Source organism: Mesorhizobium sp. CO1-1-8 (assembly GCF_020164875.1).
Classification (GTDB): Bacteria; Pseudomonadota; Alphaproteobacteria; order Rhizobiales; family Rhizobiaceae; genus Mesorhizobium.
The window spans coordinates 61,294-84,104 of record NZ_JAIUGZ010000013.1 but is presented as its reverse complement, the minus strand read 5'-3'; the positions used below and the strand labels follow the sequence as shown (position 1 = coordinate 84,104).

The following is a 22,811-nucleotide window of genomic DNA, read 5'->3' as shown; positions in this document are numbered from 1 at the left end:
AACCGCGCGTGATCGCCTGTAAATCCCGCCAGCCGACCGACGGCAGGCCTTCAAGCCAGCTCGAACCGCTCGATGGCGCGCATGATGCCACGCAGCTCCGCGAGGCCTTTCAGCCGGCCGATCAGCGAATAGCCGGGATTGATCCTGGTCTTGCCGATGTCGTCGGCGAGCAGATGGCCATGGTCTGGGCGCATCGGAATGCGCCAGTCGGCGCGGCCCTCCTTCCGGCGCCGCGTCTCTTCCTGCATCAAAGCGAGGATGACATGGGCCATGTCGGTGCCGCCCTCGAGATGCTCTGCCTCATGGAACGAGCCGTCATCCTCGATGGTGATGTTGCGCAGATGGGCGAAATGGATGCGGCCAGCGAACTCCTTGACCATGGCGACAATGTCGTTGTCGGCGCGCGTGCCATAAGAGCCGGTGCAGAACGTCAGGCCGTTGGCGGGGCTATCGACGGCGTTGAGGATGAAACGCGCATCCTCGGCGGTCGAGACGATGCGTGGCAGGCCATAGAGCGAGAAGGGCGGGTCGTCGGGATGGATGCACATGCGCACCCCCTCCTCTTCGGCCACCGGAATGATCTCGCGCAGGAACCAGGCAAGGTTGTCGCGCAATTGCTTCGGCCCGATCGCATCGTAGTCCGCCAGGGCCTCGCGAAAACTGTCCCTGTCATAGCTGCGCTCGGTCGCCGGCAGGCCGGCGATCAGGTTGCGCTCGATCCTGTCGATCGCCTCGCTGCTCAATTCCTTCAGCCGCGCTTCCGCCTCGGCGATGCGGGCGGCACTGTAGCTGGCCTCGGCATTGCTGCGCTTCAGCACGAACAGGTCGTAGGCCGCGAAATCGATCGCATCGAAACGTAGCGCATAGCCCGTCGTCGGCAGCCGATAGGCCAGATCCGTACGGGTCCAGTCGACCACCGGCATGAAATTGTAGCAGACCGTCGCGATGCCGGCCTTGGCGAGCGCGCGGATTGAGTCGCGATAATAGCCGGCGTAGCGCTCGCGTTCCGGCGCGCCGATCTTGAAGGAGTTGTGGACTGGAATGCTCTCGACCACCGACCATGTCAGGCCGGCGGCCTCGATGACACGCTTGCGCTCCAGAATGCTCTCGAGCGGCCAGGCACGCCCGTCATAGATATCGTGCAAGGCGCTCACCACGCCGGTCGCACCGGCCTGCCTGACATGATCGAGCGTTACCGGGTCGTTCGGTCCATACCAGCGCCAGCACTGTTCCATTGCCGCTTCCTTCTGCGAGAGAACGGCAACCTATTGTTGGACCACAATGGGTGTCAAACTAGGAACGGTCTCAGACAGCGAATGAAGGAGTTTTCCCAATGAAGGATTTCGACGGCAAGGTTGCCTTGGTGACGGGGACGACCGGGATTGGCCTCGCAACCGCCAGACGCCTCGCTGCAGGGGGCGCTGCGATCGTCGCCTGCGGCATCGACCGCGCGGCCAACGCGGCGCTGAAAGCGGAACTGGAAAGCTCCGGAACCAGCGCGTTGGTCATAGGCGCCGATGTCTCGGTGCCCGATCAGGTTCGCGACGCGGTAGCAGTCGGCGTGGAGCGGTTCGGCGGCCTCGACATCATCGTCAATTCGGCGGCGGTGCATCCGTATGGAACCGTGACCAGCACCGATTTCGAGACCTGGAACAAGGCGATGTCGGTCAATGTCGGGTCGATCTATCTGACAGCGCATTTCGGTATCCCGGAAATGGTCCGAAGGGGCGGCGGCGCCATCGTCAACGTCGCTTCGGTGCAGGGCTTTGCCTGCCAGCAAAACGTCGCCGCCTATGCCACCACCAAGGGCGCCATCCACACGCTGACGCGTGCCCTGGCCCTCGACCATGCGCGCTCCGGCATCCGGGTCAATTCCGTCAGCCCCGGTTCGATCCGCACCCCGATCCTGGAGAAGGCCGCGCGCGGCGAGAACGGCACGGACGCCGATGTCGAAGCCGCCTACAAACGCTTCGGCGAAGCGCACCCCATCGGGCGCATCGGCGAGCCGGAGGAGGTGGCGGAACTCATCGCTTTCCTGTGTTCGTCGAAGGCCGGCTTCTGCACTGGCGCGGACTACAAGATCGATGGCGGCCTGACCGCCGGCATCGGCGTGAAGTAGCTCATGATTGGGGCTTGTCCGTTACCGGGAGCAGCCAGCATCCGACAATTGGGTCGCCCGACCTTCTTGACAGATCAATGCCCAAGCGAATTGAGCAGCGCATGGGCCACGCCGAACAGGCCAAGTCCAATCGCGAGTGGCTGCATTTCGCCGATTGCATCCATGCGAAGCCGCGCACGCCGTTTTCGGGCGGGCTCGCCGATCTCGATCTCGCCGTCCGGATCATCCGGGCAATGCCGCCAAAGCAGCTCTAGCGAAATTTCGGAAACGCGCCGCCCGCCGGCGCGTTGGCCCAGCTCTGCAAGGTCTGGCCGCCGTCGATCAGCCAATCCACGCCTGTGACGTGCCTCGCCTCGTCGGAGGCCAGGAACGCCACAGCGGCCGCGACATCGTCCGGCTGGCCGATGCGGCGCAACGGAATGCGGTCGGCGAAATGCTGGACGCTGCTCTTGAATTCGCCGTCGCCGGAAGCCGGCACGCCAAGCGTCGTCTCGATCACGCCGGGGCAGATGGCATTGACGCGTATGCCGTAGGGCGCGGCATCGAGCGCCGCGACCCGCGTCAGGCCGACCACGCCGTGTTTGGAAGCGACATAGCCGGCACCGCCCGAAAGGACGTCCCAACCGGCCATGGACGAGCCCATGTTGACGATCGAGCCACCGGTCCCGGCCTTGATCATCGCCCGAAGCGAGGCCTGCAGAACGAGGAAGATGCCGCGCAGATTGATGCGGATGGTCGTATCCCAATCCTCGACCGGCAGGTCGTGAACGGGAGCGACGACGCCGGAAATGCCGGCATTGTTGAACACCACGTCGAGGCCGCCGAACGTCTCGACGGTCGTTGCGACGGCACGCCGCACATCTGCTTCATCGGTGACGTCGGCTTCCATGGCAATGGCGTTTTCACCCAGTGAGCGAGCCAGTTGCTGCGCCGCCGCGCCATTGCGGTCGACAATGGCGACCCGCGCGCCTTCGTCAAGGAAACGCCGCACCGCTGCGCTGCCGATCGCGCCGGCACCACCGGTGACGAGAACATTCTGTTTGTCGAACCGTTTCATTGTCCGGCCTCCGGCTTCGGATAGGAACGCCACGAATGGCTTGGCTCGAAGCCGATCGTTTCGCGCGCATGGACCGTGTCGAGAACAGCGCCGAAGCCGACGATCGGCCGCGATAGGGCGACATCAGGATAGACCCGGCGCACGAGCGCTTCGGTTTCCTCTTCCATGAAGGTGTCGGCGGCGCTCAGGAGGACGCGCAGGTGGCCGTCGCCTTGCCATTCAAGCGCCCGCAGGAAGCCCTGCCCGGCGTCGCGCGCGTCGAGATAGGCCCACAGGTCGCGGGCACTGTCGGCAGTAGCGCGGCGCGGCCCGACGCCCTCGAAAAAAGAACCCGGCGTCTGGATCCACGGCATGCGGACACTGACCGCCGAAAAGGCCCCGCGGCGCACCGCCGCGTCGACGATTTCCTCGCCCAGCCATTTCGACAGGCCGTACGGGTCTTGCGCGCGCACCGGATGGTTCAGGTCGACCGGCAGATAGGGCGGTCGCACAGGTTTCTCGAAAAAGGGATAGCCGAAAACGCTGAAGGACGAGGCATAGATGAAGCGCCTGGCGCCGGCCATGACAGCTGCCTCGACCACATTGTAGGCGGTCGCGACGTTGGTCTTGAACACCTCGCCGCCGGCCCGGCCGGTCGGTCGCGGAATGGCCGCGACATGCACCACGGCATCGCAATCGCGCACCAGCTGCAGCGTCGATCCCAGATCGGTCAAATCGGCGGTTGCGTGGCGCCATGCGACCTCACCCGGCATCACGGCATCGACACCAAGCACATCGTGGCCGGCCGCAACCAGAGCCTCGGCCACATGGCGGCCAAGCAGACCACTGGCTCCGGTGACGATGGTTTTCATATCTCGGCCTCGGCTCCGCAATTCAGCGGCTTGAATATCATTGATGGTCATACAAATCGAGCACATGCCTGACAAGCATTGTCAAGGCCATTTCGCGATGGACAAATAGCGCATACGCTTGTCGGAGCGCGGTGCACAAGGCCGACCAGCACGCTTTGCGTCGAACGGGATTGACTTGGCATCCGTCAAGGTTTTTTGTATGAGTATCAACGATCGGTCAAAGGAGCTCGCCATGCCCGTGGACAGTTTTTCCTCACATCGGCACGATGACGCGGTGCGCCTCGATCCACGCCGTGCAGCCGTTGTCGTTATCGATATGGTCAATGAGTTCTGCAAGCCCGGCGGGGCCATGGTCCTGCCTGGGTACGAGACGCTGGTCGCGCCGCAGCTGGCCGTGATCGAGGCGGCGCGCGCCGCCGGCGTGCCGGTGATCTGGGTCCATGACAGCCACCGGCCGGGCATGCGACGCGAGCGCGAATGGCTGAAGCGCACACCGCATTGCCTGGACGGAAGCTGGGGGCCGGAGATCATCGAGGATCTCGGCGCCCGCGACGATGAGATCCATGTGATCAAGCGGCGCTACTCGGCCTTCTTTCAAACCGACCTCGATCTGACGCTGAAAGACATGCAGACCGATCAGCTGGTCATCTTCGGCGTGGTCACCAACATCTGTGTGCGCTCGACCGTCCATGACGCCTTTTTCCAGGGTTATGAGGTGGTGGTGCCCAGCGATTGCTGCGCGGCGACGGGGCCGCGCGAGCAGGAAAGTTCGCTCTACGACATAGCGACGCATTTCGGCGTGGTCAGCAATTCGGCTGATGTCGTCGCAGCCCTCCGCGACGGGACGTCGCTTCACCCAGCGGAGGTCGCGGCTTGAGCTTTTTCCAACCGGCGACATCCGAGATAGCGGCGATAGGAGTCGGGTGTGACGACTGAAAAGAAACCGCAATCCAAAAAAGGCGCGACGCTGAAAACGCCGAGCGGCGATGCACCCCTGAGCCGCGAGCAAATGCTGCAGCAATATGCCGAAACCGGCTACGAACTGGACCGCCACCCGGCGCACGTCATCCGCCGGGCGCATCAGCGCGCGACGCTGCGCTTCCAGCAGGTCATGGCCGGCGAAGATCTTTCGCCAACCCAGTTCGCGGCGCTCGCCACGATCCTCAAGCATGGCGAAGTTTCGCAGAACCATCTCGGCCGCCTGACAGCGATGGACCCGTCGACCATCAGCATCGTCATGCGCAAACTGCTCAAACACGGGCTGATCACGCGCAGCGCCTCCGAAACCGACCAACGCCTGACGATGATCGCGCTGACCAGCAAAGGGACCGACTATACGCTGGAGCGGCTCGAACGCAGCGTCGAGGTCGGTCGGCGGTTCCTGTCGCCGCTCTCACCGGCTGAGCAGGCGACGCTGCTTCGCCTGCTCCAGCGCATCAACGACGACGACCCATCGAATGGCGACGGCGGCAAATAAGCGCGTCCAATCCTTTTTTCCATAACAGCAAAAGTGAGAACCGATGTCGTCCGACCTCCAGTCGTCTGCCAACACGCTCGTCGTCCGCAATATCGGTCTCATGCTGAGCGGCGATCTCGCACAACCAATCATCGGCGCCGACACCATCGTCGTGAGCGATGGACGCATCACCGACATCGGCAAGGCAGGCGACATTGATGGCGGCAGCGCGGCGGCGATCATCGATGCGATGGGTTGCGCGGTCGCGCCGGGTCTCATCGACAACCACGCCCATCCGGTGGCCGGCGACTGGACGCCTCGGCAGAACCAGATCGGCTGGATGGATTCGACCGTGCATGGCGGCGTCACCACCATCATCTCGGCGGGGGAAGTCCACACGCCGGGCCGACCGCGCGACCTTGTCGGGCTGAAGGCGCTGGCGATCGCTGCCCAACGCACCTTCTCCAACTTCCGTCCGAACGGCATGAAAATCCTGGCCGGCGCACCGATCCTGGAACCCGGCCTTACCGAGGAAGACTTCCGCAGTCTCGCCGAGGCCGGCGTGACGCTTGTCGGCGAGGTCGGGCTTGGCGGCGTCAAGGACGGGCCGACCGGCCGGCAGATGATCGCCTGGGCGCGCAAATACGGCATGACCTCAATGACCCACACGGGCGGTCCATCCCTGCCCGGCTCCGGCCGCATCGGCGCGGATGTCGTGCTGGAGGTCGACGCCGACATCGTCGCCCACGTCAATGGCGGGCCAACGGCCCTGCCCGAAGCGGAAATACGACAGATCTGCGAGAAGGGCTCGAGGGCGCTTGAAATCGTCCATAACGGCAATTTGCGCACCGGACTGTTCGTGCTCGACCTGGCAAGGCAGCGCGGCGAACTTTCGCGCGTCATCCTCGGCACCGACAGCCCGGCCGGATCCGGCGTGCAGCCGCTCGGCATCCTGCGAACCCTGACCATGCTGGCTTCGCTGGGCGGTATTGCGCCGGAACTGGCGTTCTGTCTTGCCAGCGGCAACACGGCGCGCGTGCGCGGACTGGATGATCGCGGCATCATCGAGGTCGGTCGCGCCGCCGACCTGATCTTCATGGATCAGGCGATCGGCGGCGCCGGCGACGGGCTGCTCGACAGCGTGGCGCTCGGCAATCTTCCAGGCATTGGAATGGTCGTCATCGACGGCGTGGTGCGGACCGGCCGGAGCCGCAACACCCCGCCGGCGCTCCGGGTGCCGGAAGTCCTGGCTGCCTGACGGTCAGCCGACGCCGTCAATCCCGACAATCTTGTCCTTGGTCAGCCCGCCGACGCGCGGGTGCGGCCTGCCGGAATCGGTGACTGCGATAGCGACGACGATCTCGTCAGCACGCGGTGCGTCGGGAACACGAACCTCCATGCCGTCGAAATGGCTGCGCACCCGCGCAGCATCCTTGTGACCGAGCGGAATGTCGAGCGGCACGCCGAGGCCGCCGCGCTTCTTCGATGAAGGAATGAGCGCGGCACCCCTGCCAAGCACATCGCGGAACGGGGCACCGAGCTTTGGATGAAGGATGGCGGCGGCATGTTCGAGCTCGCCATCGGCGCCGACGGCGGCCGCCTTGCCGAAGCTCTCGACCAAGTCGCCGGCAATGCCCAGAGCAGCAACGGCGCGCCTGGGCAAGATTTCGCCCAACACTTCGCCGATGGCGCTCAGCGCCGACAGGTCCTCTACGTAAGTGCCCGCATAGGGATTGCGGATCACCGCGACGGCTGCGGCACGCCGCGTCGGCGGATCGACGGGGCGCCCGCCTTCGATCCGGGTTTCCTCGACGATGGTGATGATACGGCGGATTTCCGGGTTCATCGCAATCCGTCCTCGCCCTTGATGTCGGCGGCGGCAAGGCCGCCGACCCGTGCATGGACGCGTGCGCCGGTGGTCATCGCCAGAATGACTGCCATTTCGTCGCCGCGCGGCGCATCGGCAATGCCGATCTCGATCGCATCGAAATGGCTGCGCACATAGGAGGCGTTTATGTGCGTGATCGGGATATCGATGCGCGTTCCGGGGCCGCCGACCTTCTTGGTCGAAGGCACGATCGCCTTGGCATTGCCGAGCAGTTCGCGCATCGCGTAGCCGCCCGGATTGTGCCAGAGCGCGCCATGTTCAAGCTCGCCGGCGGCACCGACGATGGCACCCTTGCCGTAACCTTCGATGGCCTGGCCGCCTTCACCAATGGTGTCGATCAGGCGCCGAGCCATATCGAGACCGAGCGGCTTCAGGTCTTCCATGAAGCCGGTGATCTCTTCGACATAACGTCCGGCAAAAGGGTTGGCGATGACCGCGACGACCGCGCCTCGCTTGAGCGGGCGTGCCGCGTGGGGTCCGCCCTCATGGAATATCTCTTCGACCTGAACCAGAAATTTCCTGACCACCACAGCCGGCATTGTTCGCTTCCTTCATCCCGTCGTTCATAAAAACTCGTTAGAGTATCAACAATTATGCCCATTGACATTTGTCAAGCGCAGACGTCGAGCAAGAGGGCGAGGAGCCAAGAAAACTGAATCGGATGACGATTGACAGCCTGTTAAGCCGCTCCTAAACTCATATGACCATCAACGAAATCGCCATTGTCCCGGCGATACATGGGGGATGGTCAAAGCGTGGCTTCAAAAGCTGAAAAAAGCTGAAGGGGAATGACATGAAAAGGGCGCTCAAGAGTTTATTTCTGGCCGGCACGATGCTTGCCATTTCGTTCGGACCGGCCGCCGCACAGAACAAGGTTTCCGTGGCCGCCATCTCGGGATATTTTGCACAGGGTTTTGGCGTTTCGATCGTCAACGGCCTCAACAAGGCCAAGACCGATTTCGGCATCGACCTCAAGCTGGTCGACACCGGCAATCGCGCGCTCGACTACCAGCAGCAGTTCGAGAATCTTGCCAAGGGCAAACAGTACGACCTCATCTTCGTGATGGGCTGGGAACTGGTGGACTCGCTGCAAAAGGTCAGCGCCGAATATCCTGACCAGCGCTTCGTGTTCATCGATGGCGTCCTCGACAACCCCAAGATGATCTACGCCAATTTCGCCGAGGAGCAGGGATCCTTCGTCGCCGGCGCGCTTGCCGGCATGATCGAAGCCAAGGGCACCGCCTTCGACAAGATCGGCGACGGCAAGGCGATCGGCTTTGTCGGCGGCCGCGATATCCCGGTGATCCGCAACTTCCTGGGCGGCTACGAGCAAGGCGCCAAATATGCCGCGCCCGACGTCAAGGTGAACTCCGTCTTCGCCGGCACCTTCGACGATCCGGCCAAGGGCAGCGAGCTTGCCCAGGCGCTTTACGGCCAAGGCTCCGACATTGTCTATAACGTCGCCGGCCCGACGGGTGAAGGCGTGATGCAGGCAAGTGCCGCGGTCGACAAATATTCGATCGGCGTCGACATCGACATGTGCGGCTCGGCGCCGGGAAATGTGCTCGCCAGCATGCTGAAGCGCGGCGACATCGCCGTCTATACGCTGATCAAGGACGAGGTCGAGGGCCGCAAGATCACCGCCGGCACCCGCACTTTCGACCTTGCCTCGGGCGGTGTCGAGGTCAAGGTCTGCGATGACGTCGCCGCCAAGATCCCGGCAGAGATGACCGCCAAGCTCGATGAGATAAAAAAAGGCATCGTCGACGGCAAGATCGTGATCGCCAAGGCGAAGTAAGCCAACAACAGCGCCTCCCTCCCAAGAAAGCGCTACACTGATCCGCCGCGGCTTGCCGCGGCGGATCATGTCCAATCTGCGAGAGCCACGTTGTCGAACACGCCGGGGTCGCCGACCCTCCACAGCAATGCCGCGATGGCCGTCGAGTTGACTGGCATCACCAAGCGTTTTGGCGCATTCGTCGCCAATGACGGCATCGACCTTGCGGTCCGCCGCGGCGAGATCCACGCCATCATCGGCGAGAACGGTGCCGGCAAGACGACGCTGATGAACATCCTGTTCGGCCTCTTGCAACCGGACGAAGGCTCGATCCGGCTGAACGGTGAAGAGATCGTGATCGCCGACCCGTCCGTGGCGATAAAGGCCGGCCTCGGCATGGTTCACCAGCATTTCAAGCTGGTTCCCTCGCTCTCGGTTGCCGACAACGTCTTTCTCGGTATGGAAATCCGTCGCCATGGGCTGATCGACCACGCCGCACAAATTACGCGCACGCGTGACCTGTCGAAGCGCTTCGGCCTGCAAGTCGATCCGACCGAGCGCGTCGGGCTGCTCTCGGTCGGCATAGAACAACGCATCGAAATCCTGAAGGTCCTGGTGCGCGGCGCGCGCACCATCATCCTCGATGAACCGACCGCGGTGCTGACGCCGCAGGAGAGCCGTGAGCTGTTCCAGACGCTGCGCAGCTTCGTGGCCGAAGGCATGACGGTGATCTTCATTTCGCATCACCTGGAAGAAGTGATGGAAGTGTCTGACACGGTGACGGTGCTGCGCAACGGCAAGAAGGTGGCGACCCGGCCGACGGCCGAGCTCAGCAAGGACGAGTTGGTGCACATGATGGTCGGCCGAGAGGTCAGCTTCGACCGCCGGCCGCGCGCGTCGCTGCACGGCGACGTGGTCCTCGAAGTAAAGGATCTGTGGGCGCGCGACGATCGCCTGCTGCCGGCCCTTCGCGATGCCAGTTTCACGGTCCGCTCCGGCGAAGTGGTGGGGATCGCGGGTGTGGCCGGCAATGGACAGACGGAGCTGGCGGAAGTGCTTTCGGGCTTGCGGCCGGCAAGCCATGGCGGGGCGTGGCTGAAGGGCCAGAATCTCACCGCTCTCTCCCCCGCCGCGATCCGCCAGGCAGGCCTCGCCCATGTTCCAGGCGACCGCATGGTGCGCGGGGTCGATCGCAACGCTTCGATAGCGGCCAACACCCTGATGGGCCGCCAGCATCGCGCACCATGGAGCCGCGGCGGCATACTCAACTGGAATGCCATAAATCAAAGCGCCGAAACGCTGATCAAGAGCTTCGACATTCGTGCGCGGGGACCGAGCGATGCGGTCAAGCGACTTTCGGGCGGAAACATCCAGAAGGTCGTTCTGGCACGCGAATTCACCAATGGCGCCGATTTCCTGCTGATCGACCAGCCGACGCGCGGCGTCGACATCGGCGCCCAGGAGGCCATTCATGACGAGATCATGCGACAGCGCGCCGCTGGCCGCGCGATCCTGCTGATTTCCGTGCAGCTCGACGAACTGGCCGCCCTTGCCGACCGCATCCTGGTGATGTTCAACGGGCGGATCATGGGTGAGGTCGCCGGCGATGATGCCGACGAGGAGCGCATCGGCATGATGATGGCAGGCGTGGCCGCGCCGGAGTTCGCTGCGGAGACCGCATCATGAAAGACCATTTGCGTGCCGTTTCCGGCCAGGTCATCGCCATCGGCGTGGCACTGGTGATGGGCGCGATCATTATCCTCATGGTCGGCGAAAGCCCGGTGCGGGTGTTCATGACACTGTTGCGCGGCGCCTTCGGCGATCAGGAGAAGATCGCCGGAACCTTGCTGCAGACGACGCCGATCCTGATCTGCGGTGTCGCTGCCTGCATCGGCTTGCGCGGCGGCATGTTCAACGTCGGCATCGAGGGCCAGCTGTTCCTCGGCGGCTTCGCCGCCGCGTGGGTCGGCTTTGCCATGCCCCTGCCCGCGGGCATTCACACGCTGGCAGCACTGGCGCTGGCGGTCGTGGCAGGCGCGGCCTGGGTCGCCATCCCCGCCTACTTCCGCGCCCGCTACAACACCAACGAGGTCGTCTCGACGATCCTGTCGAATTACGTGGCGGTGCTGCTGACGTCCTATTTCACCATCTTCCTGTTCAAGCGGCCGGGCGGCTGGTCGGAGACGCCGCCGATCCTGGCGACATCCTATCTGCCGGAGATCTTCAGCTTCTCGCGGTTGAACTGGGGCCTGGTCATTGGCCTGGTGCTGGCGGTCGGCGCGGCCCTTGTGTTCCGCTACACCAAATGGGGTTACGGCGTCACGATGGTCGGTTCGGCGCCGAAATTCGCCGAATATGGCGGCGTCGACGTGAAACGGCAGGGTTTCCTGGTCCTGCTCCTTTCAGGAGCCGTCGGCGGGCTGGCCGGTGGTGTCGAGACGCTCGGCGTCCATCACCGTTTCATGGAAGGATTTGCTCCCGGTTTCGGCTTCGACGGGCTGATCGCCGCCCTGCTTGCCAACGGCTCGCCGGTCGCCACCATCTTCACCGCACTGTTCTTCGGCGCCCTGCGCAACGGATCGCTGCTGCTCGAGGTCGATACCAGCGCGTCGCGCGAGATCATCACCGTGATCCAGGCGCTGATCATCCTCAGCGTCTCGGCCCAGGTCCTGGTCAGAAAGCGCGGCGACAGCCAGGCAGGGGAGCGGCGATGGAAATTCTAGACAAGCTCATCAACGTCGCGCTGATCGCGGCGACGCTTCGCACCACCGCGCCCATCCTCCTGGTCGCGCTTGGCGGCTCGTTCACCACCAAGGCCGGCATCTTCAACATCGGCCTCGAGGGGCAGATGCTGGTCGGCGCCTTCTTCGCCGTCCTTGGTTCGATCTGGACAGGGTCCGCACTCGCGGGCGTCGCCTGCGGCGTCGCGGCGGCGCTCGTCTTCGCCCTGGTTTTTGCTGTCCTGGTGGTGAGCTTCAAGGCCAATGAAGTGGTCGTCGGGCTGGCGCTCAACATCCTGGCCGGCGGCATGACGATCTCGCTGATGAAAGCGATCTTCGGCACACGCGGTTCGATCGTCGGTCACGGCATCGTCGGCCTGCCGAAAGTCCAGCTGCCCGGCGCGCGCGACCTTCTCGGCTCATGGGCGCCGCTGATCTCCGGCTTCACGCCGCTCGTCTATGCCGCCTTCATCGCCGTGCCGCTGCTGGTTCTGTGCTACAACCGCACGCGGCTCGGCCTCTATATCCGCGTCGTCGGCGAAAAGCCGGAAGCCGCCGAGGCGCTTGGCATCTCGATCACCCGCGTCCGCTACATCGCATCGCTGCTTTGCGGATTGCTGGCGGGCCTCGCCGGCGCTCATTTGTCACTCGGCTACATCACCATGTTCACCGAAAACATGTCGTCGGGCCGTGGTTTCATGGCGGTGGCGATCCTGATCTTTTCCAACGGCGATCCGCTGAAGGTGCTGGCCGGTTGCCTGCTGTTCGGCTTCGCCGATGCCTTTTCGCTGCGCCTGCAGACGTTCGGCTATCCGTCCTACCTGGTTCTCACCGTCCCCTATGTCGTCGCGCTGATCGCATTGTTCGCGCTGTCCTACCGGGCGCGTCCAAGGGTCATCGCGGAGACGCTGGTAACGATGCGCAAACTGCTGTCGGTAGACAAGAACGCCGAGCCCGGCGGCAAAAATCCCCAGTGAAGGAAGCCTCTATGGAACGCATAATCCTCGACGTGGATTCGGCCGGCGACGATATTCTCGCCGTGCTGTTTGCGGCGGTCGATCCGAAGCTGCGGCTGGAAGGCGTGACCACCGTGACCGGTGCGGCCGGCCCGATCGAGCAAGTCACCAACGTCGTCCTCAACACGCTGACGCTCGCCGGGCGTGACGATATCCCGGTTCACGCCGGCGCGTGGCGGCCGATCGTCGGCAACGCCAAGGCCGACATGGAGGCGCCGGTGCATTTCGAAAAACGGCTTGTCGCCCGTTTCGGCGATCGCCTGAAGAAGTTCAACCCGCCGGCGCCGACGCCGGTGCGGCAGGCCACGACGGGACATGCGGTCGATTTCATCATCGGCACGGTCATGGCCAATCCGGGCGAGATCACGCTGGTGACGACCGGCCCGCTGACCAACGCGGCGATGGCGCTGTTGCAGGAGCCGGGATTGACCGGTGCACTGAAGCGGCTGATCGTGCTCGGCGGCAATTTCCAGACGCCGGGCAACATCACGCCTTTGTCGGAGTACAACATCTGGGCCGATCCGGAGGCTTCGCGCATCGTGCTCAACGCCGATGTCGAGAAGATCCTCGTGCCGCTCGACATCTGCGAGGACAACCGCGTCGCCGATTCGATGCTGACACGCGACGACATCGCCGACATGCAGGCCGTCGCGAGGGACAATCCCGTCCTGGAGATGATCGCCGACAGCTTCCCGATCTACATCGACATCTGGCGCGAATTCTTCGACCTCGTCGGGTTCCCGATGGACGACGTGATCACCGTGGCGCTGGCTTTCGATCCTGGCCTGGCGACGATGACCGAGCCGCTGTTCGCCGACGTCGTGCTCGACGGCAGGCTGGCGCGCGGCCAGACCGTCGCCTATCGCGGCCGGCAATTGCTGCCCGGCGGCGGGCCCAAAACCACCCGCATCTGCACCGGCCTGGACGGCCGGCGTTTCCTCGACGGCTTCAAGAAAACCATAGCGCGCTACGAGCGGGCGGCGTGAAAGACGACATGATGACCAAGCCAACTCCTATCCTGTTCGACTGCGACCCCGGCCACGACGACGCCATCGCGCTGGTCATGGCGCATCGCTCGCCGGCCATCGAGCTACTCGGCGTCACCACGACCTGCGGCAATGCGGAGGTCGAGAAGACGACCGCCAATGCCTTGCGCATCCTGGAGTATATCGGCGCCGGCGACGTGCCTGTCGCGCAGGGCTGTCACCGTCCGCTGGCGCGCCCGCTGGTGCTCGGCACCGCCGATGGCCCGAGCGGCCTCGAGGGCTCGCCCTACCTGCCGCAGGCGACGATCAAGCCGGTCGACCGGCATGCCGTCGATTTCCTGGCCGACAGGCTGCGCGCGGCGCCCGAGCCGATCCTGGTCGTTGCCACCGGCCCGCTCAGCAATATCGGCCTGATGATCCTCAAGCATCGCGACGTACTGCCCAAGATCAAGGAGCTGATCTGGATGGGCGGCGTGTTCTACCGCAAGAGCGAGATCATCACGCCGACCGAGTTCAATGCGTTCTGCGACCCCGAAGCGCTGAAGATCGTTCTGGACAGCGGCGTGCCGATCCTGATGGTCGGCCTCGACGTCACCATGCAGGTGCTGATCGAAGCGCCGCAATATGCCGAACTGGCCACCATCGACACGCCGCTCGGCCGGCTCGTCAACGACTGGCTGCTGTTCTACGAGAAGCTGCACCGCAACTCGATGGGCGTTGGCGGCGCCATGCACGATCCCTTGGCGCTGGCGCTGGCCATCGACCCGACATTGGTGCGCACGCGCCCCGCCCATATCGGCGTCGATCTGTCCGGCACCTACGCCTTCGGCGCGACCATCGCCGATTACTGGGGCGAGCGCGGCGAAACGGACAATGCCCGCATCGCATATGAGGTCGACGCGGACCGCTTCTTCAAGCTGATGTTCGATCTGCTGCGGGACTGAACGGAGCGCCGCGACGAAGGCAGCGTTTCCCGATAGGAATTTTTTCTTGACTCCCTGCACTCAGCTATGGTACATTTTTGGCTATGGTGCAGACTTGCGCCAATGACCCGCCGCATCGGCGGGTTTCGTTTGATGCTCCGTCAGTCTCCCGCGCGACAAATTCAGCCGCGCGAGTTGTCGAGGTCAGTTGAGCTGATTGAGGATCCCAGAACTGCTCGCGACCATCAAACTCCTGTAGATCAGGAACGCCAGCGTACAGATCGCGGCCAGTGAGATCGGGACGCCGAACGGCACCACGCCTTTGCGGTCCAGATGCTGGACGATGAGCCGAAAAGCACCCGCGGGCAGCAGGAAGGGGTTTTTCACGATCGCCGCGGTGGCCAGTGCGAAAACCAGCAGCAGCACCGAAAACACCGCGAGAGCGCTGCCGCTGATCAAGAAGGGCACGACTGCTATCAGCTTGACATCGCCGGCGCCGATCTTGCGCAAGACCCAGAAGGGCAAGAACGCGACGAACAACAGAAGCCCTGCACCGGCGCTCAGTCCCATGTCCCACCACGAGCCGGATTGGAGCGACAGCAACAGCAGGCCCCCAGCGCCCAGGCAGAGCAGCAGCAGCACGTCGCGATTGGAAATCCTCTGGGTGGTGAAGTCGAGCCAGGCAATCCTGGCCAGCAGGGGGATTGCGAGCGCCTTCAGCAGCAGGGCTTCGACGAGCAGCATGCTAGCGCTCGACGTTCTGCACGCTTGACGACAAAAGCTTCAGATTGTTGGCGACGGTCGGGTCGTTGGGCGCCAGTTCGTAAGCCTTGAGGAAGTTCGAGCGGGCATCCTGCAGCTTACCGCGCAGCAGGTAGGAATAGCCGACATTGTTGTAATATTCGGGCGTCGCGCCAACCAGCCTGAAGGCCCTGGCATAGGCCTTGTCGGAAAGGTCGAAGCGGTGGATCCGGTCGGTGCAGGCGGCCAGCCCCATCCAGGCGTTACCATCATTGGGCGCCAGTTGCGTCGCCTTGAAGAACAGCGCGCCGGCATTGCCGTAATTCTCGGCACGGAACTGGTTCTTGGCTTCGGCAACGGCCTGGTCCGAGGCGTAATACTCGACGTCGCTGACCGTTTTCAGCCCGTCGAAAGCATCGCCAAAAGACGTTATGTCGCCTTTCGACGGCTCGTTGGTGCGAACGACCCCGTCGGTGGCGTCCGTCTGGCAGCCGGCAAGCACCGCCATGAGCAGACAGGCCGCGGCCGCGATAACCCTCTTCATAGATGTGTCCCCTGGGGTTCCCCGACTCACATTAGGCGCAAATGATATACCAAACTAGAAGAAAATGCCCCTCATGCGGATGATCACCGGCAACATGATGACCATCATCACGACCGGGAAGATGCAGAGGCCCAACGGAATCATCATCTTGACGGGCAAGGCGTTGGCACGCTCTTCCGCCTGCAGGACCCGCTGGCCGCGCATCTCGGCGCTGTAGACGCGCAACGCGTCGGTCAAGCTGGTGCCGAGTTCCTCAGACTGCCGAAACAGCACTGCCAATGCCTTCGCCTCATCAAGGCCGATCCGGTCGGCCAGTTCGCGCAACGCCTCGCGAAGCGTCTTGCCGGCACGCAGTTGCAGATTCATGATCGAGAGTTGGATGCCCAGCCATTTATGGGTGCCCGCCAGTTCCTGGCTGACCCGTTCGACTGCCGCCTCAAGGCTCATGCCGGCATCGGCACAAGTGATCATCATGTCCATGAAATCGGGGAAGGCGCGGCGATAGAGCTGCTTCTGAGCATTCTCAAAGCGGTCGAGCATGATGCTTGGGATAACGATGCAGCCGAGAGCGATCAGGCCCGCACCGCCGAAAGCTACAAAGCTTGGCAATTTCGGCGGCAATACCTTCGACAGGAGGGCATACATAAGCAGAAAGCCTATGGCGACGGCCCCTAGCCGGCAAAGCGTGTAGATAAGGGGGGCACTCGTGTGATAAAAGCCGGCGCGAAAGAGCTTCGCCTCAAGGGCGTCCGGCTCGTTGCGCTCCTTCTCCATCGACCTGAAGTAGGCTTCTACTGGCTTTTGCGCCGCGGCCCTGGCGAGACGGTCCTGTCCCAGGATCGAGCGGCGATCCACGCGCCCGTCTCCGACAAGACTATCCGTCACCAGCCTGCGCGTCTGCATCGCAGGCAGGAATACCAGCGCGGCGAACAGGAACATCGCGACCGCCGCCGCAAAAACGGTGAGGGAGACGAGAAGGGTCAGGTCGTTCAAGTTCGAAAACAGGCTCAAGGTTGCTCCTAGAAATCGAAAGAGACCATGCGGTACATGATGTAGTCGCCGAGCAGCGCCCATATCCCGAACGACAGGAACACCGGGAAGATCAACGGGCTGTCCCAAACCTTGCCATAATAGGAGGGCGAGATGAGCATCAGAATCGCAAACATGACGACAGGAAACAGCGACAGGATCCATGCGGACAAGCGGCCCTCGGCCGTAAGCGCCCTGATCTTCAATCTCAGTTTCTGCCTTTCGCGCAGCACGGACGAGAGGTTCGAGAGGATCTCGGTGAGGTTGCCGCCGGTCTTGGCCTGAATCGAGAGCGATACCGACAGCAGATGCAAACCCTCGAAGCCGACCCGCTCCGACAGTTTTCGCACCGCCTGCTCTATACTGAGCCCGAAAGTGATCTCGTCGGCGACGATGCCGAACTCCGTGCCGAGCGGGTCAGCCATTTCGCGACCAACGAGGCCGATCGCAACTGTCGCCGGATGACCGGCGCGGAGAGAACGGACGATCATGTCGAGCGCGTCGGGCAATTGCCTGGCGAATTTCAAGATTCGCTTTTTGCCGGCACGACGCAGGACGAGAAGCGGCAGGACAAAGCCCACCGCTAGGAAGACGAGGAGCGCCGCCAGTGCCGAGAGACCTATCAGAACCCAAAGAAGTAACGCTACCGCCAGGCCGGCGAGGAGGAAGCAAGCCGCGAAGGTCATCGGATTTCCGGTGATACCGGATTGAGTGTAGAGTCGGTTCAGCCGGACAAAGCCGGAGATGAAGTCGCCTGAATCGGTCAGGCCCCGTTCGCGCAGCAGGCTTTGCAATGTCTGTTCCGCAGGCGATTCATCGGCAAGCCTGCGCAGTCGATGATTGACCGCAACCCGGCGCGAGCGCCGGCTGGCCAGCGAAAGGTAGAAGGCCTCGGCGGCAAGAATGACGGAGGCGGCCGCAACCACGTAGATGAAATAGAGGAGCGACTGTCCCGTCGGCATTACATAGTCGCCTGCGGATTGAAGGCGTCCTTGGCGAAATGAAGGCCCTGTGTGGCGGCCTCAGGCGCAAAGCGTGGGCGCACGCCGGTGGCGCGGAAATCACCTATGATTGCTCCATCCGCGGCAACATCGCGCCTGACGAAATGGTAGATTTCCTGCAGCTGCACGATATTGCCCTCCATGCCGGTGATTTCCGAAATGGACGTCACGCGCCTGCCGCCGTCGGACAGACGCTGCGTCTGGACGATGATGTCGATGGCCGACGCAATCTGCGCCCGAATGGAATCGTGGCTCATCGGCATGCCGGCCATACCGACCATCTGCTCCAGCCGCGAGATCGCATCGCGCGGCGTGTTGGCGTGGATTGTTGTCATCGAGCCTTCATGGCCGGTGTTCATCGCCTGCAGCATGTCGAAGGCTTCCTCGCCGCGAACCTCGCCGACGATGATGCGGTCCGGCCTCATGCGCAGAGCGTTCTTCAGCAATTCGCGCTGGCGCACCTCGCCCCGCCCCTCGACATTGGGCGGGCGCGTCTCCAGCCGGCCGACGTGCGGCTGCTGCAGTTGCAGCTCGGCCGCATCCTCAATGGTGATCAGCCGCTCTTTCGAAGGAATGTAGCTCGACAGAGCATTGAGCAAGGTGGTCTTGCCGCTGCCGGTGCCGCCCGAAACCAGGATCGACTTGCGCGCCTGGACGGCGATCCGCAGCAACTCGATCATCGGCGGCCGGATCGAATTGAACGCCATCAGGCGTTCGAGCGAATAGGGATTCTTGGAGAATTTGCGGATCGACACGAGAGGGCCGTCGACCGAGACCGGCCGCACCGCGATGTTGACGCGCGAACCGTCGTCCAGTCGGGCATCGACCATCGGCGACGATTCATCGACACGCCGGCCGATATTCGACACGATCTTGTTGATGACGCGCAATAGATGCGCCTCGTCGCGGAAGCGGATCGAGGTTTCCTCGATCATGCCGCGCCGCTCGATGAAGACCCGCTCATGCGTATTGATCATGATGTCGGTGATGGAATCGTCCTTGAGCAGCGGTTCGATCGGCCCGAGACCCAGCATCTCGTCGGCGGTGTCGCTGGTCAGTTGATCGAGTTCGCGGGCATTCAGCGGCACGGTTCGATTTCGTACGAACTCGCGCACGATGGGACGGATCTCATTCAAGATCTCATCCTTGGAGGCATTTTCAAGTGCGGTCAGGTTGAACCGGTCGATCAGGTGGCGATGCAACTCAACCTTGATCGTCAGGAAATCGTCACCATGCGCTTCGATCTCAGCTGACGGAGAGAGTGCGGGAACAACAGCCAGCGTTGCGAGCGGTTCGGCTTTTGCCCCGACCTTCGACTCACTTGGCCCTTTGATGAACCGCCCCAGCATAATCGCCTATACTCCCCGTAGCTCCTTATTTAGCGGAAACTAACTGTTAACCACGGGAGGCACAAGCGCCCAAGTGGCCGGCTTCCCTGCAATACTTTCTACATAGTTAAGATCGGAGGGCTGTAGTAACGCGCTTATTTGATGTGGCTGCCGGTTCTCATCCGAGCGTTGGTATCGCTTTCCGGGATCATCCAATTTCCCGGGACAAAACCGCCCGGCATAGGCAGCTAAGCCATTAGATATAAAGGAATATGCTCTGTCGCTAATGCTTCCTCATTCTCGCCACATCCAGGGCCAAATTGTGAACGAATGGTTAAGGCGCTTGAAAAATGAAAGGAATCAAGCTGTTGTGAAAATTCACGGCTGTAATATTCTTGCCGAATCATGTACATGAAAGTTAAGGAACCCTTAATCTCGTTTGACTCTGCGTTTTCTCGGGACCTAGGATCGAGATGACGGGGGATGCTTGGGTATGGATTTCATCTCTTGCTCTGTCTCGTCGGGTTCCAACCTCCAAAGGGAGAAATTGACATGAAGAAGCTCATGACGATGACCCGGCAGTTCCGCGACGATGAAAACGGCGCTGCCATGGTCGAATACACGATCCTTCTCGGTCTGATCGCTGCTGCCACCATCGCGACTATCGTCGTGGTTGCGGGCTGGATCACGGGAACGTGGGGCAATCTCTGCGACACACTGAATACAGCCGGCAACGGCGTAACCTGCGTTACGCCTACCTAAGTAGATAGCCTTGTCAGGCCGGGGCATATTGTCCGGGCCTGACTTACTTTGATCGAAAAGTAACCACAGCTGCGGGGGCAGCGGGAAATGCGCGCAAACACACTCATCATGATCGTCCTGGCCGGCGTGTTCGGCGTACTTGCGGTGGTGCTCGCCAACATCTGGCTGGCAAATCAACGCAACGCGATGGCGCAGACGAACGATGTCCTACGCGATACGGTCGTGGTGGCTACGGTGGCGCTGAAGTTCGGCGACACGTTGACATCAGACAAGCTCCGCGAGATCGCATGGCCAGCAGGCGCAATTCCTACAGGGGCCTTCAAGACCACAAAAGAAGCGTTAGCCGGTGAGGGCTCGAAGCAGGCGTTGCAGGCGATTGGTGTCAACGAACCGATCCTCGCCACCAAAATCACCGGCCCCGGCCAGCGCGCCACGCTTTCGGCGGTGCTCGGCGAGGGCATGAAGGCCGTGTCCATCCGGGTGAATGATGTGCTCGGCGTCGCCGGCTTCGTCTTCCCGGGTGACCGCGTCGATGTGCTGCTGACCCGAACGGTGCGCGGCGACGACGGCGCGGACAAAAGTTTTGTCGATGTGCTGCTGCAGAGCATGAAGGTGCTTGCCGTCGACCAGGTCGCCGACGAAAGCAAGGACAGCCCGACGGTCGTCAAATCGGTGACACTTGAGGCCAGCACCAAGGATGCGCAGAAGCTGACCCTGGCCGCCGGCGCCGGCCAATTGTCGCTGGCGCTTCGCCAGGCCGCCGCCAGCAAGGGCGAGACGACAGAGCGGGTGACGCTTTCCGACCTGACCGGCGAAACGCCGGCCGATGTCGCCGCCAGACAGGCGGAGCTCGACAAGAAGGCAGCGGCGGAAGCGGAGGCTGCCGCCGAGCGCAAGCGCGCCGAAGACAAGATTGCCGGGTTGACACAGGCCGTGGAAAAAGTGGGAAGCCGTCTCGACGAACTGGGCCGGGCTAAACCGGTTCCTGTCGCGGCACCGGCGACCAAGGAAGTGGTCAAATACGTGCAGCCGGAGCCACCGGCGCGGGCGACGATCGGCGTTTTTCGAGGTGTGAAGCTCGAGACATATGACGTGCCGCGACAACCATGATAAGGTGCAGCTAATAAAACGGGGCTGCCACCGGCAGTATTTGGGGAGACGGGGATGCAGGGGTCTTGGTTGAGGATGGCGGCGGCGGCCGTGTTGCCCTGTCTGGCGACGCTGTTGCTGTCCGGCCTGGCGGCCGATGCGGCCGACCGTTTCATCGACGTGTCGACCCCCAGCGTCCATCGTATCTTCCTGCCAATGTCGCAATCGGTTACGGTCCAGGTCAGCGCCAATCTTGGCGATATCGTCGTCGGCGACGAGAAGATCGCCGATGCACAGCCGATGACCGATCGCACGCTCTACGTCATCGGCAAGGGCGCCGGCACCACCACGGTCAATCTGTTCTCGACGGACAAGCGCTCGCTCGGCGCCCTCCAGATCGAGGTCGGCGTCGATGTCAGCGACATGGCGACGGCAATCCGCCAGGTGGCGCCCAGGTCCCGCATCGAAATCGGCTCGATCAACGGCAAAGTCAGGCTCGGCGGCCACGTCAAGGATGGCGCCACGCTGGAGGCCATCATGCAAGTGGCGCAGCAATATGGTCCCGACGCCATCATCAATTCCGTTACTGTCGATGACAGCCAGCAGGTCAATCTGGAAGTGCGCGTGTTGGAGGCCAAGCGCAATGCCGGTCGTGATCTCGGCGTGTCGATCAAGAGCACCAACAGCAGCGGAACAACCCGGGTCGGGACCGGCATTGCCACTGTCGACAAAGACGGGGCCGAACTCGGAGCGGGCGACCTTGTCAGCGGCCTCCTTTCGAATACCAATCCGTTTGCTGCACTGATCACCCGCGTGATCGACAGCAATATCAAGGTAGATTTGATCATCGAGGCGCTGGAAGCCAAGGGCGTCGTGCGTACGCTGGCCGAGCCGAACCTGACCACGCTTTCCGGCGAACCGGCCAGCTTCAATGCCGGTGGCCAGGTCCCGATCCGCAGCGTCGACGCCAACGGGCAGGTCCAGATCGAGTACAAGCAGTTCGGCGTCAATCTACAATTCACCCCGGTCGTGCTGGCCGACGACAAGATCCATATGAAGCTTGCGCCGGAGGTGAGCGACCTGACCGGCTTCACCACCGCCGGCGACCCGATCTTCACCAACCGCAAACTCGACACCGTGGTCGAGTTACGCGATGGCCAGAGCTTCGCCGTCGGCGGGCTTCTGTCCAGCAAGACCACAAAGCTTCAGAACCAGGTGCCGTGGCTCGGCCAGGTGCCTGTGATCGGGACTCTGTTTCGAAATTCGAGCAACCAGAAGGAAGAGACCGAGCTCGTCGTGATCGTCACGCCGCACATCGTGCGGCCGGTGAAGCCTGGCGAGCAGTTGGCGACACCGTTCGACAAGACCCGACCCGCCAACGATCCGGAATTCTTCGTGCTCGGCCAGCTCGAGGTGAACAAGGACATGATCCGAAAATACGAAACGGGCGACGGCGTCACCGGCCCCTATGGCCACATGCTCGACTTCAAATCGAAGGACAAGATGCTCTATGTCAAGAAATAG

Annotated in this window: 24 protein-coding genes; 14 read left to right on the top strand and 10 right to left on the bottom strand. The window is 62.7% G+C overall.

What is annotated here, in order from left to right:
* Positions 1–50: 50 nt before the first annotated feature.
* Positions 51–1,235, bottom strand: coding sequence for a mannonate dehydratase (gene uxuA / locus LB558_RS23870; RefSeq protein ID WP_224699798.1), 1,185 nt, complete (start codon positions 1,233–1,235; stop codon positions 51–53).
* Positions 1,236–1,333: 98 nt separating this feature from the next.
* On the opposite strand from uxuA, the gene LB558_RS23865 reads away from it, so the two are divergent.
* Positions 1,334–2,119 carry an SDR family NAD(P)-dependent oxidoreductase gene (locus LB558_RS23865; RefSeq protein WP_224699797.1) on the top strand — a complete coding sequence of 262 codons (786 nt, stop codon included), beginning with the start codon at positions 1,334–1,336 and terminating at the stop codon, positions 2,117–2,119.
* A 77-nt stretch (positions 2,120–2,196) separates the two neighbouring features.
* Positions 2,197–2,373, top strand: a complete 177-nt coding sequence (locus LB558_RS23860; RefSeq protein ID WP_224699796.1) for a hypothetical protein — start codon at positions 2,197–2,199, stop codon at positions 2,371–2,373.
* Here the strand turns inward: LB558_RS23860 and LB558_RS23855 are convergent.
* Both LB558_RS23855 and LB558_RS23850 read right to left on the bottom strand, forming a co-directional pair.
* A complete protein-coding gene (locus LB558_RS23855; protein WP_224699795.1) occupies positions 2,370–3,176 on the bottom strand; it encodes an SDR family NAD(P)-dependent oxidoreductase in 807 nt (268 codons plus the stop codon). The genes LB558_RS23860 and LB558_RS23855 overlap by 4 nt on opposite strands.
* Positions 3,173–4,027, bottom strand: a complete 855-nt coding sequence (locus tag LB558_RS23850; RefSeq protein WP_224699794.1) for an NAD-dependent epimerase/dehydratase family protein — start codon at positions 4,025–4,027, stop codon at positions 3,173–3,175. Before LB558_RS23850 ends, LB558_RS23855 begins: the two co-directional genes overlap by 4 nt.
* 232 nt (positions 4,028–4,259) lie before the next feature.
* On the opposite strand from LB558_RS23850, the gene LB558_RS23845 reads away from it, so the two are divergent.
* From LB558_RS23845 to LB558_RS23835, 3 genes are read left to right on the top strand one after another with little or no spacing between them, the layout of a single operon-like run.
* Complete coding sequence (locus LB558_RS23845) at positions 4,260–4,904, top strand: cysteine hydrolase family protein (RefSeq protein ID WP_224699793.1); 645 nt, start codon at positions 4,260–4,262, stop codon at positions 4,902–4,904.
* Between the two features lie 48 nt (positions 4,905–4,952).
* The gene (locus tag LB558_RS23840; RefSeq protein WP_224699792.1) at positions 4,953–5,504 is read left to right on the top strand and encodes a MarR family winged helix-turn-helix transcriptional regulator; all 552 of its coding nucleotides are present in this window, start codon (positions 4,953–4,955) and stop codon (positions 5,502–5,504) included.
* A 43-nt stretch (positions 5,505–5,547) separates the two neighbouring features.
* Entirely contained in the window at positions 5,548–6,741 is a 1,194-nt protein-coding gene (locus tag LB558_RS23835) for an amidohydrolase family protein (protein WP_224699791.1), read from the top strand.
* 3 nt (positions 6,742–6,744) lie between these two features.
* Here LB558_RS23835 and LB558_RS23830 read toward each other — a convergent pair whose 3' ends face one another.
* Together LB558_RS23830 and LB558_RS23825 are read right to left on the bottom strand one after the other, a co-directional pair.
* Positions 6,745–7,329 (bottom strand): amino acid synthesis family protein, encoded by a 585-nt coding sequence (locus LB558_RS23830; RefSeq protein ID WP_224699790.1) that lies wholly within the window; start codon positions 7,327–7,329, stop codon positions 6,745–6,747.
* Positions 7,326–7,910, bottom strand: a complete 585-nt coding sequence (locus LB558_RS23825; RefSeq protein WP_224699789.1) for an amino acid synthesis family protein — start codon at positions 7,908–7,910, stop codon at positions 7,326–7,328. Before LB558_RS23825 ends, LB558_RS23830 begins: the two co-directional genes overlap by 4 nt.
* Before the next feature lie 254 nt (positions 7,911–8,164).
* Between LB558_RS23825 and LB558_RS23820 the strand changes: the two genes are divergently transcribed.
* From LB558_RS23820 to LB558_RS23795, 6 genes are all read left to right on the top strand, one after another.
* Positions 8,165–9,169, top strand: a complete 1,005-nt coding sequence (locus LB558_RS23820; protein ID WP_224699788.1) for a BMP family lipoprotein — start codon at positions 8,165–8,167, stop codon at positions 9,167–9,169.
* A gap of 135 nt (positions 9,170–9,304) precedes the next feature.
* A complete protein-coding gene (locus LB558_RS23815; RefSeq protein ID WP_412033497.1) occupies positions 9,305–10,834 on the top strand; it encodes an ABC transporter ATP-binding protein in 1,530 nt (509 codons plus the stop codon).
* Positions 10,831–11,871 carry an ABC transporter permease gene (locus LB558_RS23810; RefSeq protein ID WP_224699786.1) on the top strand — a complete coding sequence of 347 codons (1,041 nt, stop codon included), beginning with the start codon at positions 10,831–10,833 and terminating at the stop codon, positions 11,869–11,871. Before LB558_RS23815 ends, LB558_RS23810 begins: the two co-directional genes overlap by 4 nt.
* On the top strand, positions 11,859–12,845 hold the full coding sequence (locus tag LB558_RS23805; protein ID WP_224699785.1) for an ABC transporter permease: 987 nt from the start codon (positions 11,859–11,861) through the stop codon (positions 12,843–12,845). The genes LB558_RS23810 and LB558_RS23805 overlap by 13 nt, the downstream gene beginning before the upstream one ends.
* An 11-nt stretch (positions 12,846–12,856) precedes the next feature.
* Complete coding sequence (locus tag LB558_RS23800; RefSeq protein ID WP_224699784.1) at positions 12,857–13,870, top strand: nucleoside hydrolase; 1,014 nt, start codon at positions 12,857–12,859, stop codon at positions 13,868–13,870.
* Positions 13,867–14,814 (top strand): nucleoside hydrolase, encoded by a 948-nt coding sequence (locus LB558_RS23795; protein WP_224699783.1) that lies wholly within the window; start codon positions 13,867–13,869, stop codon positions 14,812–14,814. Before LB558_RS23800 ends, LB558_RS23795 begins: the two co-directional genes overlap by 4 nt.
* A gap of 183 nt (positions 14,815–14,997) precedes the next feature.
* Here LB558_RS23795 and LB558_RS23790 read toward each other — a convergent pair whose 3' ends face one another.
* Genes LB558_RS23790 through LB558_RS23770 form a run of 5 tightly spaced genes read right to left on the bottom strand, consistent with a single transcriptional unit; the run spans position 14,998 to position 19,457 of the window.
* A complete protein-coding gene (locus tag LB558_RS23790; protein WP_224699782.1) occupies positions 14,998–15,537 on the bottom strand; it encodes a prepilin peptidase in 540 nt (179 codons plus the stop codon).
* Between the two features lies 1 nt (position 15,538).
* Positions 15,539–16,078 (bottom strand): tetratricopeptide repeat protein, encoded by a 540-nt coding sequence (locus LB558_RS23785; RefSeq protein WP_224699781.1) that lies wholly within the window; start codon positions 16,076–16,078, stop codon positions 15,539–15,541.
* A 54-nt stretch (positions 16,079–16,132) separates the two neighbouring features.
* Positions 16,133–17,083, bottom strand: a complete 951-nt coding sequence (locus tag LB558_RS23780) for a type II secretion system F family protein (protein WP_224699876.1) — start codon at positions 17,081–17,083, stop codon at positions 16,133–16,135.
* Between the two features lie 14 nt (positions 17,084–17,097).
* Positions 17,098–18,069, bottom strand: a complete 972-nt coding sequence (locus tag LB558_RS23775; RefSeq protein ID WP_224699780.1) for a type II secretion system F family protein — start codon at positions 18,067–18,069, stop codon at positions 17,098–17,100.
* Positions 18,069–19,457 carry a CpaF family protein gene (locus LB558_RS23770; RefSeq protein WP_224699779.1) on the bottom strand — a complete coding sequence of 463 codons (1,389 nt, stop codon included), beginning with the start codon at positions 19,455–19,457 and terminating at the stop codon, positions 18,069–18,071. Before LB558_RS23770 ends, LB558_RS23775 begins: the two co-directional genes overlap by 1 nt.
* 531 nt (positions 19,458–19,988) lie before the next feature.
* On the opposite strand from LB558_RS23770, the gene LB558_RS23765 reads away from it, so the two are divergent.
* The 3 genes from LB558_RS23765 (at position 19,989) to LB558_RS23755 (ending at position 22,811) form a co-directional block, all read left to right on the top strand.
* A complete protein-coding gene (locus tag LB558_RS23765) occupies positions 19,989–20,198 on the top strand; it encodes a Flp family type IVb pilin (protein WP_224699778.1) in 210 nt (69 codons plus the stop codon).
* Positions 20,199–20,285: 87 nt separating this feature from the next.
* The gene (gene cpaB / locus LB558_RS23760; RefSeq protein ID WP_224699777.1) at positions 20,286–21,308 is read left to right on the top strand and encodes a Flp pilus assembly protein CpaB; all 1,023 of its coding nucleotides are present in this window, start codon (positions 20,286–20,288) and stop codon (positions 21,306–21,308) included.
* A gap of 54 nt (positions 21,309–21,362) precedes the next feature.
* On the top strand, positions 21,363–22,811 hold the full coding sequence (locus tag LB558_RS23755; protein ID WP_224699776.1) for a type II and III secretion system protein family protein: 1,449 nt from the start codon (positions 21,363–21,365) through the stop codon (positions 22,809–22,811).

Excerpts from the sequence above, each read along its gene's own strand:
- LB558_RS23770 (WP_224699779.1), bottom strand. The coding sequence starts at position 19,457 with ATGCTGGGGCGGTTCATCAAAGGGCCAAGTGAGTCGAAGGTCGGGGCA.
- cpaB (WP_224699777.1), top strand. The coding sequence starts at position 20,286 with ATGCGCGCAAACACACTCATCATGATCGTCCTGGCCGGCGTGTTCGGC.
- uxuA (WP_224699798.1), bottom strand. The coding sequence starts at position 1,235 with ATGGAACAGTGCTGGCGCTGGTATGGACCGAACGACCCGGTAACGCTC.
- LB558_RS23855 (WP_224699795.1), bottom strand. The coding sequence starts at position 3,176 with ATGAAACGGTTCGACAAACAGAATGTTCTCGTCACCGGTGGTGCCGGC.
- LB558_RS23815 (WP_412033497.1), top strand. The coding sequence starts at position 9,305 with ATGGCCGTCGAGTTGACTGGCATCACCAAGCGTTTTGGCGCATTCGTC.
- LB558_RS23790 (WP_224699782.1), bottom strand. The coding sequence starts at position 15,537 with ATGCTGCTCGTCGAAGCCCTGCTGCTGAAGGCGCTCGCAATCCCCCTG.
- LB558_RS23825 (WP_224699789.1), bottom strand. The coding sequence starts at position 7,910 with ATGCCGGCTGTGGTGGTCAGGAAATTTCTGGTTCAGGTCGAAGAGATA.
- LB558_RS23805 (WP_224699785.1), top strand. The coding sequence starts at position 11,859 with ATGGAAATTCTAGACAAGCTCATCAACGTCGCGCTGATCGCGGCGACG.
- LB558_RS23830 (WP_224699790.1), bottom strand. The coding sequence starts at position 7,329 with ATGAACCCGGAAATCCGCCGTATCATCACCATCGTCGAGGAAACCCGG.
- LB558_RS23835 (WP_224699791.1), top strand. The coding sequence starts at position 5,548 with ATGTCGTCCGACCTCCAGTCGTCTGCCAACACGCTCGTCGTCCGCAAT.
- LB558_RS23850 (WP_224699794.1), bottom strand. The coding sequence starts at position 4,027 with ATGAAAACCATCGTCACCGGAGCCAGTGGTCTGCTTGGCCGCCATGTG.
- LB558_RS23865 (WP_224699797.1), top strand. The coding sequence starts at position 1,334 with ATGAAGGATTTCGACGGCAAGGTTGCCTTGGTGACGGGGACGACCGGG.
- LB558_RS23860 (WP_224699796.1), top strand. The coding sequence starts at position 2,197 with ATGCCCAAGCGAATTGAGCAGCGCATGGGCCACGCCGAACAGGCCAAG.
- LB558_RS23755 (WP_224699776.1), top strand. The coding sequence starts at position 21,363 with ATGCAGGGGTCTTGGTTGAGGATGGCGGCGGCGGCCGTGTTGCCCTGT.
- LB558_RS23810 (WP_224699786.1), top strand. The coding sequence starts at position 10,831 with ATGAAAGACCATTTGCGTGCCGTTTCCGGCCAGGTCATCGCCATCGGC.
- LB558_RS23775 (WP_224699780.1), bottom strand. The coding sequence starts at position 18,069 with ATGCCGACGGGACAGTCGCTCCTCTATTTCATCTACGTGGTTGCGGCC.
- LB558_RS23785 (WP_224699781.1), bottom strand. The coding sequence starts at position 16,078 with ATGAAGAGGGTTATCGCGGCCGCGGCCTGTCTGCTCATGGCGGTGCTT.
- LB558_RS23820 (WP_224699788.1), top strand. The coding sequence starts at position 8,165 with ATGAAAAGGGCGCTCAAGAGTTTATTTCTGGCCGGCACGATGCTTGCC.
- LB558_RS23765 (WP_224699778.1), top strand. The coding sequence starts at position 19,989 with ATGAAGAAGCTCATGACGATGACCCGGCAGTTCCGCGACGATGAAAAC.
- LB558_RS23800 (WP_224699784.1), top strand. The coding sequence starts at position 12,857 with ATGGAACGCATAATCCTCGACGTGGATTCGGCCGGCGACGATATTCTC.
- LB558_RS23845 (WP_224699793.1), top strand. The coding sequence starts at position 4,260 with ATGCCCGTGGACAGTTTTTCCTCACATCGGCACGATGACGCGGTGCGC.